Raw genomic sequence first — 12480 nt, forward strand, 5'->3', positions numbered from 1 at the left:
CAGCGGCATGAACGACCTTGGCGTCATCGATCGCTTCATGGAGACCTTCATCCGCTACATCGACAGCGGGTTCGGTCTGCTATCGGGCGACCTCGCCTTCCTCACTACCATTCTGATCGGCATTGACATCACACTTGCCGGCCTGGCGTGGGCGCTCGGCGACGAAACCAGCGTTCTCGGCCGGCTTGTCCGCAAGGTGCTCTATGTTGGCGTCTTCGCCTTCATTCTGAACAATTTCAAGAACCTCGCCGATATCGTTTATCGTTCTTTTGCCGGTCTCGGGATTAAGGCGTCGGCCGGCAATCTGTCGGCAGACAATCTCTTGCGCCCGGGCCGCATTGCCGCGACCGGTTTCGAAGGTGCTTGGCCAATGCTTGACCAAGCCAGTCAGCTCCTGGGCTTCCCGGAAATCTTCGGCAACGCACTGACCATCTTCGTGCTGCTGATGGCCTGGTTCCTGGTCATCATCGCCTTCTTCATCCTTTCCATCCAGCTTTTCATCACCATCCTTGAGTTCAAGCTCACCACGCTGGCAGGTTTTGTTTTGGTTCCATTCGCACTTTGGAACCGTTCAGCGTTCCTGGCCGAACGCGTGCTCGGCCATGTTATCTCGTCAGGCATCAAGGTGATGGTGCTCGCCGTCATTGTCGGTATCGGCTCCACGCTCTTCGGGGAGTTCGCTTCCGCATTGCAAGGCAAGGAGCCGGATCTTGCCGGTGCCATGTCCCAGGTACTGGGCGCACTGGCATTGCTTGGCCTTGGCATTTTTGGGCCGGGGATCGCGTCGGGTCTTGTCTCAGGCGCACCGCAGCTTGGGGCGGGCGCCGCCCTCGGCACGACCGCGGCGGCAGCGGGTGTATCACTCGTTGCTGGAGGCACAGCATTTGCTGGCGCGCGTATGGCAACCAGCGGCGGTGTCGCCGCCATCCGAGCCGGCACAACAATGGGATCGGCTGCTTCCACGTCATGGCAGATCGGGCGCGCAACCTCGCCCGACGCTGGCCTCTCCGGTGTGGCTGCTGGAATGCATGGTGTAACCAGTGCAGCTGGCGGCGCCGCTATACGCATAGCGCGATCCGCCACTGCAAGTGTTGGGCGCAACGCCGATGCCGGGCGCGATGCCGCGTGGACCGCGACCGGCGGCACGCCGACAGCGCCAATGACCGAACGCTCTGCCGGTTCGGCCACTGTTTCGGCGCCGACGTGGGCAAGGCGCCTACGTTCTGAACAGACCGCCCGTGCAAATCGCCACGCTGCCATGCAAGCTGTCCGAGACGGAGACCGGCCGGGAGGCAGCGCCACCCCCTCTCTCAACGACAAGGATGACTAGATGCTCTTCAAGCGACCCGTGCACCGTTACGGCAAAACACCCGAACCGGTCACGCCGTATCAAAAAGCCGCCCAGCTGTGGGACGAGCGCATCGGCTCATCTCGACTGCAGGCCAGGAACTGGCGGATCATGGCCCTTGGCTGCCTGGCCTTGGCGACCGGGCTTTCCGGCGGACTCGTATGGCAGTCGATGCAAAGCCGTGTCGTGCCTTATGTCGTCGAGGTCGATGGCTTCGGCGAGACGCGCGCCGTCGCGCCGGCGATCCGGAATTATGAGCCCTCGGATGCTCAGATCGCCTGGCATCTCGGCCGCTTCATCCAGAATGTCCGTTCCGTTTCCACCGATCCGGTTTTGGTACGGCAGAACTGGTTGGCAGCGTACGACTTTGCTAGCGATCGCGCAGCGCTCTTCCTCAACGAATACGCCAAGGCGAACGACCCCTTCGGTCAGATCGGAACGCGCAGTGTTTCGGTACAGGTCACCAGCGTGGTCAGAGCCTCCGAAAGTTCATTCCAGGTCAAATGGACCGAGCAGGTGTTTGAGCGCGGAAGCCTTGCCAGCACGATGCGCTGGACTGCGATCCTCACGATCGTGATTCGCTCGCCAAGCAATACGGATCAGCTGCGCAAGAATCCGCTCGGCGTCTTCATCAATGCCATTGACTGGTCACGCGAGCTCGACAGCGCCGTCCCAACCCCCCTTTCTCCGACGGAGTCCACCAATGAAAGGTAAAATGTCACCGATTCGTGCCGTGCTGATCCTATCGGTGTCGGCAGCGGTCGTTTCCGCTTGTGCATCGAAGAAGGTGCCGCCGCCTGAGATTTCCTATGACGCTGCCGACTTCAAACCGGCCGCGATCGAAAAGGCGCCGGAGAGGCCGATTAGAATTGTCGAGGTGCCAAAACCACTGCCGCTGCCTGGCCAAATGCAGCCCGAGCCCGGCAAGGCCGAGGACAAGCGCCCCCCTGAAGAACGCGTCGCTGATGCCAACAAAGCCGCGACCCAGCAACCCACCAAGTACGGGTATGTTAATGCCGTGCAAGTCTACCCCTTCACCGATGGCGCGCTTTATCAACTCTATGCCGCGCCGGAGCGCGTGACCGACATCGCTCTGCAGCCGGGCGAGAAACTAACCGCCGTGTCGGCTGGCGACACCGTGCGCTGGGTCATTGGCGATACCGCAAGCGGCACCGGTGACAATCAGCGCACCCATGTTCTGGTAAAACCCTTCGCGCCGGGTCTTGCCACCAATGTCGTCATTACGACGGACCGGCGGACCTATCATTTGCAGCTTCAAAGCACCGAGAAGACCGCAATGGCGGCAATCTCCTGGACCTACAGCCAAGACCAGATCATCGCGCTTCGCCAGCGCAATGCTCAAGCCGAGGCAGTTACACCGGTCGCGTCGAATATCGCGCTCGAAAACCTTCGCTTTCGCTACTCAATCAGTGGCGACACACCGCCCTGGAGACCGACGCGAGCCTTCGACGACGGCAGCAAGGTCTATATTGAGTTCCCTCGTCGCATAGATCAGGGCGAGGCGCCACCACTCTTCATCGTCGGCGCAGATGGGAGCAGCGAGCTCGTCAACTATCGCGTGCGCGGCAACTATTACATCGTCGATCGGCTCTTCGCCGCGGCCGAACTTCGCCTCGGCACCAAGCGGCAGCAGGTGATCCGCATCAGCAGGATTGACGGCAGGCAACCGCAACGGCGGATCTCGCTCTTTCGCGGCAGCCGGCGAGGTGAGGACTCATGATCGAAAATTCCCGCTCTGGCATCCCGCCGAAACTGGATCCCGAGGAACTGCAGCTTCGGGCCTCTCCCCGCCGCGTGGTGCGGTTCAGGCGCGGTGTGATCATCGCGATCGCAGCGCTCGGATCCGGCGCTGTCTTCGGCGTTACCATGATCGCCCTCCAGGGGCCGGCCCTTCGCATCAGGGATCAGGCGGAAGATCTCTACAACACTGAGCGCAAACCAACCGCCGAGGGGCTCGATACGCTTCCCCATGACTATTCCGGCATGAAGCCGAAGCCTCCCGTCCTTGGGCTACCTTTGCCGGGCGACCTCGGCCGCCCCATCCTCGAGCGGCAGCGCCAGCTCGGCATCGTGCCGGGCCAAGACATCTCGGCCGAGGAGCAGCGTCTAGCGCAGCAGGCGATCGAAGCGCGTGAATCGCGGGTGCTTTTCCGCGTCGAAAATCGAGCTCAAAAGACAGATGTCGGAGAGAGCGTGCAAACTGCTCAGCATCCATTTGAGGCGCTTCCCCAATCCGAAGCAGGACGCGCGTCAGCCTCGGTGGCGGCGGCGGAAGGCGACCAGAACAATCAGCAGCGAAAGCTTGATTTTCTCAGCCAGCGGAGCACTGGCGGGATCTACAATCCGCATGCGCTGCAGACGCCGATCTCGCCATATCAACTGATGGCTGGCAGCGTGATTGCCGCCAGCCTGATCACCGGCATCAATTCCGATTTGCCGGGCCTTGTCGTCGCGCAAGTCACCGAAAATGTGCACGACACGGTCACGGGCAACATATTGCTGATTCCGCAGGGCTCACGTCTTATCGGCGTCTACGACAGCGTCGTCGCGTTCGGGCAAAAGCGAGCGCTGCTGGTCTGGCAGCGCATTCTGCTGCCCGACGGCTCGTCGGCCGAAATCGACAATCTGCCCGCGAGCGACACCGCCGGCTACGCAGGGCTGGAAGACGAAGTCGATTTCCACACTTGGCAGATGATCAAGGGAGTGGCGCTTGCCACATTGCTCGGTGTCGGCACAGAATTCAGCCTCGGCGAAAACGAGAGCGATCTGGTCAAGGCGATCCGGGAATCAGCCCAGCAGAACGCCAGTCGAGCCGGCCAGCGCATCACCGAAAAAAACCTCAATATCCAGCCCACCATCGTCGTCCGCCCAGGTTGGCCACTGCGCGTCATCGTGCACAAGGACATCGTGCTGCGGCCATACGCCAGTTGAGCAGGAGTTATCATGGCTGACCTGAAACTTGGAAAACTTCCGGACCGAACAGCTTCGAAGATCACCATTACCGTCAGCGCGGAGCTGAGCCAAACACTCAAGGAGTATGCTGCACTTTACCGTCAGACCTATGGTCAGTCTGAAACCGTGGCAGAACTCATCCCTTTCATGCTGGCGGCGTTTCTGGAAGGCGACCGAGCCTTTGCCAAGGCCAGAAAGGAACGTCTGCCGACGGAGCTTGCCGGAAAATCGTGACTCCTCCGCTAGGGCAGCTGGAACATTGCCTAGCTGTCGCGACCTACCTGCTCCTCGCGAAGCATAGGATCAAACACCTTGGAATGCAGGTATGCGCAAGAGATGATGTGGAAGGAGATACCGCGCAACAGCCTAAGTTTGCATTTTCGATTTGGTCGGCCGTGAACTATCCGCAAGCCATTGATCTGGCCTGTTGATTGAGGCGGATAGCGGCTTTGGAATTGCAGGATTAGCGGTATTTGGACGCTGTTTTCCTGCAATTCGGTTTTGCGATTCCCTTGTGGCGCGGAGCGTGATTCACTCGGTTCGGCGGCGGCGAATCGAGGGGACAGCGAATGTCCAGGCCACGCGAGAAGCGCGAGACGGGAGAGCAGGACCTGTTCCGCTCCCGGCTCGACCAAATCATCAACATGAAGCACGAGCTGGTGCGGCTGGCGCAGGCGATCGACTGGCCGGTGCTGGAGGAGCGTTTCGGCGCCGTCTATTCGGACGGCCCCGGCATGCCGCCGCTGCCGACCCGGCTGATGGCGGGGCTGGCGATCCTCAAGCACACCTTCAACCTGTCGGATGAGGTGCTGTGCGAGCGCTGGGTGGAGAACCCTTATTTCCAGTATCTCACCGGCGAGACGTTCTTTTGCCATACGCTGCCGTTCGACCGCTCCTCGATGACGCGTTGGCGCAGCCGTATGGGCGAGGAGCGGATTATGGTGCTGTTGCAGGAGAGCCTCAGCCTCGCGGTCAAGACCGGGGCGATGAAACCGGCCGACACGCGCCAGGTGATCGTCGACACCACCGTGCAGCCGAAGAACGCCATGTTCCCGACCGACGCCAAGCTCATCCATCGGGCACGCGAACGGCTGGTGCGGCTGGCCAAGAGGACGGGTCTCCATTTGCGCCAGAGTTATGTGCGGGTCGGCAAGCTGGCGCTGATCAGCCACCAGCGCTATGCCCACGCCAAGCAGTTCAAGCGGGCCAACAAGGCGCTACGCAAGCTCAAGACCTATCTCGGCCGGACCATTCGCGACATTGGTCGCCAGATCGCCGGCGATCAGGGGCTGGACGCTGTTCAAATGGCCGCTCTACCAGGCCGCCACCGTTCTCGAGCAACGCCAGCGCCAGCGCGGCCGCAAGATCTACAGCCTGCACGCACACGAGGTGGAATGCATCGGCAAGGGCAAGGCGCATGCGCCCTACGAGTTCGGGGTGAAGGTGTCGGTGGCCACCACGCTGAAGCGCTCCAGGGGCGGCCAGTTCGCCCTGCATGCAAAAGCACTGCCCGGCAATCCCTATGACGGCCACACGCTGGCAAGCGTCATCCCCGACATGGAAAAGACCATCGGCAACGAGATCGGCCGCATCCTCGCCGACGCCGGCTATCGCGGCCACAACGCACCGCAGAGCCACAAGCTCAGGGTCTTCACCGCGGGCCAGAAACGCCGCGTCACCCCAGCCATCAAGCGCCAGATGCGACGGCGGTCGGCGGTCGAGCCCGTCATCGGCCACATCAAGAGCGAACACAGAATGGGCCGCAACTACCTCGCCGGCCAGCAGGGCGACACCCTCAACGCCATCCTGGCCGCCGCCGGCTACAACTTCTCCCTCCTGCTCAGGTGGCTGAAGGGGTTTTTGTCGCTCTTGATTGCCCTGCTTCAAATCCGGCCGAAGCCGGTCGCCGCTTAGGGCTCGGATTGTTCACGGTCGACGATTTGATGCGGTAGTCGCCTATGAGCGGTCAAAACGAACGCAGCTGGTTCGCCGATCGACCAAACGGCGAGCGCACTGTGCTTTGCTCAGACCGCCACCGAGTGCCTCGCCGTTCCCCCTTTGAAATATGTATCGAACTTGGCCGCGATGGTTCGAATGAAGGGGCGACTTTCAGTCCGTACGAGGAAACTGTCACCATCGAATTCAAGCGCTCGGGCAGGATCGTGGAGTGCGATGGACCTCGAGCGATGAAGGAGCTGCTCGCCGGCTTTGCCGAACCGCTCCACCAGGTCGACTGCCGAGAAGGCAAAATCACACATCAGCCGCTCGATGATCCAGCCACGGACGCGATCGTCGTCGGAAAGGGCAACGCCGCGGACGGCAGCCAACCCGCCATCCGCAACCATGCGCCCGTACCCGGCAGTCGAAGCCATGTTCTGCACGTAGCCTTGGCGAAAACGACCGATGGACGAAGGGCCAAGTCCGATCAGTGTCGGGCAGCGATCCTCAGTGTAGCCCTGAAAATTGCGATGCAAAACCCCTGCGCGGGCCGCTATGGCCAGCGCATCGTCGGGCTTCGCGAAATGATCGAGTCCTATTGCCTCATATCCCTTGGCGACAATTGCCCGCGCCGCGAGTTGAGATTGGGCGAAACGCTCAGTGGGACTCGGCAGCCATGCCTCGTCGATCATCGTCTGATGCTTCTTGAACCAGGGCACATGTGCGTAGCCGAACAGGGCCATCCGGTCTGGCTCCAAGGTCAGTGCCTGCGCCACCGTGGAACAGATCGTCTCGCGTGTCTGATTCGGGAGCCCGTAGAGCAGGTCCAGATTGACCGATTCGACGCCCCGCGAACGAACCCCGTCGACGACTGCCTTGGTCTGCAAAAAACTCTGCTCACGATTAATTGCTTTTTGCACTTGCGGATCGAAATCCTGCACGCCGAGGCTCGCCCGCGTTACGCCGATTTGAGCAAGTGCATCAAGGCGCGCCTTGTCCATGTCGTTGGTTTCGATTTCGATGCTGACCGTAGCATCCGGGAGAAGGTCGAAGCTGTCCCGCAAGGCCGCTCCAAGAGCAACCATATCATCGGGCCTCAGAATAGTTGGCGAACCGCCACCGAAGTGGATTGCACGGACATGTGCCTTGCCGCTCACCAGACCGGCAATCGTGACGATTTCGGCATTCAGCGAGCGCAGATAAGCGGCCACCGGCTCATATTGGTGCGTCTGCTTGGTGTGGCAGGCGCAGAACCAGCAGAGCTTGTCGCAGTAAGGAATGTGCAGGTACAGCGAGATTTCGTCGCCGCTTTCCAGCGTCTCCAACCAGCCACGGTAAATGGCAGCATCGATCCCCGAATGGAAATGCGGCGCCGTCGGATAGCTGGTGTAGCGTGGGACGTTCTCGCTGAGTTTGACAGCTATTTCCGATTGCATCTCGCGTTCACCGTGTTGCCCGCCGGAACACTGCACGCATCGCTGAAGCAGACCCTGATCTCGATCAGCCGCGCTCATGGACAAACCGCCGCAGGATTTCTCTACCCTGGATGGGTATCCTGCCGGCAGTTAGGATCGGGTAAGGCGAACGCATGACCTTTCGGCAAGACATTCATAGTTCCGGCATTCCTGTTCTTTGCTTCCCTTGCGAGGCACGGCGTCGCGGTGTCTGCGGTGCGCTCGATCCAGACAATTTGGTTGGGCTCGCCAAGACTTGCTCGCGTCGCCGGATCGAGTCAGGAATGGAGTTGACCGGCGAGGCACAGAACGTCGACAGCTACTCCAACGTGCTTTCAGGCGTGGTAAAGCTATCAAAGAGCCTGTCGGATGGGCGCCAGCAGATCGTCGGTCTCCAGTTTGCACCGGATTTTCTGGGACGTCCTTTCAAGGAGGAAAGCTCGATCAATGCGGAAGCGGCAACAGCAGTCACGCTGTGTTCGTTTCCGCGAGCGGCCGTCGAACGGATGATGAAGGCGTCACGGGAATTCGAGCATCGCCTGCTCAAACAGACGCTGAATGAACTCGATGAGGCGCGCGAGTGGATGGTGACGCTGGGGCGCAAGACAGCTCCGGAAAAGGTGGCGACTTTTCTCCTCATGATGGCCCGGAATATCGATTCCAGTCTCGATGCGGCTTCCGGGTCGGCCTCCTTCGATCTGCCGCTGACGCGTGCCGAAATGTCTGATTTCCTTGGAATCACCAGCGAGACCGTGAGCCGCCAACTGACGCGATTGCGGGCTGACGGGGTGATTCGGATTGAGAACGCACGCCATGTGACGGTGGACAGCATAAGCCGTCTGGAGAAGCGCTGTGGCGGCGGACGCGAGCGGCCCTAAGCGGCGAGGCCATGTCGCATGACTCCGGGGCGGGCCGTGTTTGCCTTTTAATGCGATGTCGCCGCGCCTTCGACGAAGCGGCGTCACGGTTGTCGAGACAAACAGCTTTCGGGCTTTGATAGGAACGTGACCAATCGCCAGGTGTGTTTCGGCACATACCGGCGAAGCATGGTCCTTAATCTGCCACGGCTCGGCGGAACGATCGCGTTCGTTTCCAATGGGATCCGAACAACGTTTGGCAGGGCATCGGCAATAGCATCCAACGCGCGCAGAGCCTCAGCTTTCGCCTCAGCGATCGCGTCTGCGCCCGCCCAACCCAGGGAACGCCTTCCATGAGGGAGTGAGCCCGCGCTGCGTTCCTCGTTCATTCGCCACCTGCTGATTGCGCCGCACAAAATCGTGCGGCCTGACATAGATCAGGGCGAGGGGGCGGCGGCTGCGCGATTAGTGCGCTGCGGATTTGGCATCCACCAGATTCGAGATCGGGATCTGCAATGAAATTCGGCACAGAGATCGTCCTTCTAAGCGTGTTCGCTTTTGCGGCCCTGGTGGCCGCCGGCTTCGGCGTGGATGAACCTTTCCGCCGACACATGTGGGTGTTGTTCTTCGCAGTGGCTGGTTTCACTGCGATCCTGTTGCGCAACACGGAGTTCAGGCCAGCAGCTCCGATTGACCCATCCGCTTACATGGATGGTCCGATCCGCTACGGCGCGATCGCCACCGTGTTCTGGGGTGTCGTCGGCATGCTGGTCGGCGTGGTGATCGCGCTGCAGCTCGCCTACCCCGATCTCAACATCCAGCCCTGGTTCAATTTCGGTCGTTTGCGGCCGTTGCACACATCCGGTGTCGTTTTCGCCTTCGGCGGCAACGCGCTGCTTTGCACGTCTCTGTATGTCGTGCAGCGCACCTGCCGCGCGCGCCTCTTCGGCCGTGATCTCGCCTGGTTCGTCTTCTGGGGCTACCAGCTGTTCATCGTCATGGCCGCGACCGGCTACCTGCTCGGCATCACCGAGGGCCGCGAGTACGCCGAACCCGAATGGTATGTGGATGTCTGGCTGACCATCGTCTGGGTCGCCTACCTCATTCTGTTCCTTGGCACGATCCTGAAGCGCAAGGAACCGCATATCTACGTGGCCAACTGGTTCTACCTGTCGTTCATCGTGACCATCGCGATGCTGCATGTGGTCAACAACCTGTCCATACCAGTCTCGTTCCCGGGCTCCAAGAGCTACTCCGCCTTTTCAGGGGTCCAGGACGCCTTGACGCAATGGTGGTACGGCCACAACGCGGTCGGCTTCTTTCTCACCGCCGGCTTCCTCGGCATGATGTATTATTTCGTGCCCAAGCAGGCGAACCGGCCAGTCTATTCGTACCGGCTGTCGATCGTCCATTTCTGGGCTATCATCTTTCTCTACATCTGGGCCGGGCCGCATCACCTGCACTACACCGCCTTGCCCGATTGGGCGCAGACGCTCGGCATGGTGTTCTCGATCATGCTGTGGATGCCGTCCTGGGGCGGCATGATCAACGGCCTGATGACGCTGTCCGGCGCCTGGGACAAGCTGCGCACCGATCCGATCATCCGCATGATGGTGATGGCCGTCGCCTTCTATGGCATGTCGACCTTCGAAGGCCCCATCATGGCGATCCGGGCGGTCAATTCGCTGTCGCATTATACCGACTGGACCATCGGGCACGTCCATTCGGGTGCGCTCGGCTGGGTCGGCATGATCTCGTTCGGCGCGATCTACTACATGGTCCCGAAGCTCTGGAACCGTCAACGGCTCTACTCGCTGAGGCTCGTCACCTGGCACTTCTGGCTGGCGACACTCGGGATCGTCGTCTACGCCGCGGTGATGTGGGTGTCCGGCATCATGCAGGGCCTGATGTGGCGCGAATATGGCGAGCAGGGCTTCCTGGTCTACTCCTTCGCCGAAACCGTCGCCGCCATGCACCCCTACTATGTCCTGCGCGCCATCGGCGGCGCCATGTACCTCTCCGGCGCCCTGATCATGGCCTGGAACATCACCAGGACCATCCTCGGCCACCAGCGCGAGGAGGAGCCGATGCCGAGCCCCGTCGCCATCCGACCTGCGCGATCAGGAGCCAGGTAATGGGCTTGATGGACAAACACGCAATCATCGAGAAGAACGCCACGCTTCTTCTCGTTGGCTCGCTGCTCGTGGTGACGGTCGGCGGCATCGTCGAGATCGCGCCTCTCTTCTATCTCGACAACACGATCGAGAAGGTGGAAGGCATGCGCCCCTATTCGCCGCTCGAACTTGTCGGGCGCAACATCTATATGCGCGAGGGCTGCTACCTCTGTCATAGCCAGATGATCAGGCCGTTCCGCGACGAAGTTGAGCGCTATGGCCACTACAGCCTGGCTGCCGAGTCCATGTACGATCACCCCTTCCAGTGGGGATCGAAGCGCACCGGGCCGGATCTCGCCAGAGTTGGCGACCGCTACTCGAATGCATGGCATGTCGCGCATCTTACCGACCCGCGCTCGGTGGTGCCGGAATCGATCATGCCGAGCTATGGGTTCCTGAAAGACACGCCGATCGACGTGAAGGATTTCTCGACGCATCTGGTCGCCAACAGGCTTGTAGCCGTCCCTTACACCGATGACATGATCGCCCACGCCAATGCGGATCTGGCGGCGCAGGCCGATCCCAATGCCGACACATCAGGCCTTGAGGCGCGTTACCCAAAAGCCAAGATCGGCGACTTCGACGGCAACCCGCAACAGGTCACCGAAATGGATGCCCTGCTCGCCTACCTGCAGATGCTTGGCACACTGGTCGACTTCAAAAATTACGACGAAGCCGCCGGCTACCGCTGAGGAGAACGCTGATGACCTACAATTTGATGCGGGCGTTTGCCGACAGCTGGGGCCTGGTTGCGATGGCGCTGTTCTTCGTGGGGTGCATCGCCTTTGCCCTACGCCCCGGCAGCCGAAGGCTGGCCGACGAAGCGGCCCGCATTCCGCTCGAGGACGAGTGATCATGAGCGACGAGCATATCGATGAAATCTCTGGCGTCTCGACCACCGGCCACGAATGGGATGGTATCCGGGAGCTGAACAACCCGCTTCCCAGATGGTGGGTTATCACTTTTTACGTCACCATTGTCTGGGCGATAGGCTACACCATTGCCTATCCAGCATGGCCTCTGTTGCACTCGGCGACAACGGGTGTGCTCGGCTATTCCAGCCGCAACGAGGTCAGGAACGAGCTGACCGCGGCTGAGGCCGCCAAGGGCAAATATATCTCGGCGGTGGAGTCCAAGAGCGTCTCGGAAATCGCCGCGGACGACGGCCTGCGCGAATTCGCAATCGCCGCCGGTGGCGCCGCTTTCAAGGTCAATTGCGTACAATGTCATGGCTCCGGCGCCCAGGGTTCCAAGGGCTTTCCCAATCTCAACGACGACGACTGGCTGTGGGGCGGCAAGGCCGAGCAGATCCAGCAGACGATTACGCACGGCATCCGCTTCGCATCCGATCCGGACACGCGCCTGTCGGAAATGCCGGCCTTCGGCGACATCATTACCGCCGACCAGATCGCACAAGTCAGCGCCTACGTGGCCAGCCTTTCCGGCAAGGTCCGCGATGCAAGTCTGATCCAACCCGGCGCCAAGGTCTTTGCCGAGAATTGCGTGGCCTGTCACGGCGACAATGCAAAAGGCAACAGGGAATTCGGCGCCCCCGACCTGACCGATGCGATCTGGCTCTATGGATCCGGTGAGACAGCCATCGCCGCACAGGTCCGTGCGCCAAAACAGGGCGTCATGCCGGCCTGGGTTGGCCGTCTCGGCGAGATCAAGGTCAAGGAACTTGCAGTTTATGTCCATTCGCTTGGCGGCGGAGAATAGGAATGGAAGGTCCTATT

Annotated in this window: 11 protein-coding genes and 1 pseudogene; 11 read left to right on the plus strand and 1 reads right to left on the minus strand. The window is 60.8% G+C overall.

Translation table 11 applies throughout. The annotated features are described in order from the left end of the window. Nucleotides 1-7 precede the first annotated feature (7 nt). The 6 genes and pseudogenes from trbL (at nt 8) to EOA16_RS24175 (ending at nt 6235) form a co-directional block, all read left to right on the plus strand. Entirely contained in the window at nt 8-1330 is a 1323-nt protein-coding gene (trbL, locus tag EOA16_RS24150; RefSeq protein ID WP_063169231.1) for a P-type conjugative transfer protein TrbL, read from the plus strand. Beyond that, nucleotides 1331-2062, plus strand: a complete 732-nt coding sequence (gene trbF, locus EOA16_RS24155) for a conjugal transfer protein TrbF (protein WP_063169230.1) — start codon at nt 1331-1333, stop codon at nt 2060-2062. A gap of 1 nt (nt 2063) precedes the next feature. Next, a complete protein-coding gene (trbG, locus tag EOA16_RS24160) occupies nt 2064-3089 on the plus strand; it encodes a P-type conjugative transfer protein TrbG (protein ID WP_164548809.1) in 1026 nt (341 codons plus the stop codon). Further along, nucleotides 3086-4300 (plus strand): TrbI/VirB10 family protein, encoded by a 1215-nt coding sequence (locus tag EOA16_RS24165; protein ID WP_063169228.1) that lies wholly within the window; start codon nt 3086-3088, stop codon nt 4298-4300. The genes trbG and EOA16_RS24165 overlap by 4 nt, the downstream gene beginning before the upstream one ends. A gap of 12 nt (nt 4301-4312) precedes the next feature. Then, nucleotides 4313-4555: a DUF2274 domain-containing protein gene (locus tag EOA16_RS24170; RefSeq protein ID WP_024502859.1), complete on the plus strand. Its 243-nt coding sequence runs from the start codon at nt 4313-4315 to the stop codon at nt 4553-4555. 335 nt (nt 4556-4890) lie between these two features. Next, nucleotides 4891-6235, plus strand: a pseudogene (locus EOA16_RS24175) (IS5 family transposase). A 110-nt stretch (nt 6236-6345) separates the two neighbouring features. Here the strand turns inward: EOA16_RS24175 and hemN are convergent. After that, entirely contained in the window at nt 6346-7695 is a 1350-nt protein-coding gene (hemN, locus tag EOA16_RS24180; RefSeq protein ID WP_063169226.1) for an oxygen-independent coproporphyrinogen III oxidase, read from the minus strand. Between the two features lie 152 nt (nt 7696-7847). Here hemN and EOA16_RS24185 point away from each other — a divergent pair, with 152 nt between their 5' ends. The 5 genes from EOA16_RS24185 (at nt 7848) to ccoP (ending at nt 12463) form a co-directional block, all read left to right on the plus strand. Beyond that, nucleotides 7848-8591 (plus strand): Crp/Fnr family transcriptional regulator, encoded by a 744-nt coding sequence (locus EOA16_RS24185; protein ID WP_024502861.1) that lies wholly within the window; start codon nt 7848-7850, stop codon nt 8589-8591. Between the two features lie 494 nt (nt 8592-9085). Next, complete coding sequence (gene ccoN / locus EOA16_RS24190) at nt 9086-10705, plus strand: cytochrome-c oxidase, cbb3-type subunit I (protein WP_063169225.1); 1620 nt, start codon at nt 9086-9088, stop codon at nt 10703-10705. Further along, nucleotides 10705-11436 carry a cytochrome-c oxidase, cbb3-type subunit II gene (gene ccoO / locus EOA16_RS24195; RefSeq protein WP_063169224.1) on the plus strand — a complete coding sequence of 244 codons (732 nt, stop codon included), beginning with the start codon at nt 10705-10707 and terminating at the stop codon, nt 11434-11436. The genes ccoN and ccoO overlap by 1 nt, the downstream gene beginning before the upstream one ends. A gap of 11 nt (nt 11437-11447) precedes the next feature. Next, nucleotides 11448-11597, plus strand: a complete 150-nt coding sequence (locus EOA16_RS24200; RefSeq protein WP_024502864.1) for a cbb3-type cytochrome c oxidase subunit 3 — start codon at nt 11448-11450, stop codon at nt 11595-11597. Between the two features lie 2 nt (nt 11598-11599). Then, complete coding sequence (gene ccoP, locus EOA16_RS24205; protein WP_063169223.1) at nt 11600-12463, plus strand: cytochrome-c oxidase, cbb3-type subunit III; 864 nt, start codon at nt 11600-11602, stop codon at nt 12461-12463. Nucleotides 12464-12480 lie beyond the last annotated feature (17 nt).

The organism is Mesorhizobium sp. M7A.F.Ca.US.008.03.1.1, assembly GCF_003997495.1.
Classification (GTDB): domain Bacteria; phylum Pseudomonadota; class Alphaproteobacteria; order Rhizobiales; family Rhizobiaceae; genus Mesorhizobium.

Coding starts and splice junctions, on each gene's coding strand:
- EOA16_RS24185 (WP_024502861.1), top strand. CDS start 7,848: ATGACCTTTCGGCAAGACATTCATAGTTCCGGCATTCCTGTTCTTTGC.
- trbG (WP_164548809.1), top strand. CDS start 2,064: ATGTCACCGATTCGTGCCGTGCTGATCCTATCGGTGTCGGCAGCGGTC.
- ccoN (WP_063169225.1), top strand. CDS start 9,086: ATGAAATTCGGCACAGAGATCGTCCTTCTAAGCGTGTTCGCTTTTGCG.
- EOA16_RS24165 (WP_063169228.1), top strand. CDS start 3,086: ATGATCGAAAATTCCCGCTCTGGCATCCCGCCGAAACTGGATCCCGAG.
- ccoP (WP_063169223.1), top strand. CDS start 11,600: ATGAGCGACGAGCATATCGATGAAATCTCTGGCGTCTCGACCACCGGC.
- EOA16_RS24200 (WP_024502864.1), top strand. CDS start 11,448: ATGACCTACAATTTGATGCGGGCGTTTGCCGACAGCTGGGGCCTGGTT.
- trbL (WP_063169231.1), top strand. CDS start 8: ATGAACGACCTTGGCGTCATCGATCGCTTCATGGAGACCTTCATCCGC.
- EOA16_RS24170 (WP_024502859.1), top strand. CDS start 4,313: ATGGCTGACCTGAAACTTGGAAAACTTCCGGACCGAACAGCTTCGAAG.
- trbF (WP_063169230.1), top strand. CDS start 1,331: ATGCTCTTCAAGCGACCCGTGCACCGTTACGGCAAAACACCCGAACCG.
- ccoO (WP_063169224.1), top strand. CDS start 10,705: ATGGGCTTGATGGACAAACACGCAATCATCGAGAAGAACGCCACGCTT.
- hemN (WP_063169226.1), bottom strand. CDS start 7,695: ATGCAATCGGAAATAGCTGTCAAACTCAGCGAGAACGTCCCACGCTAC.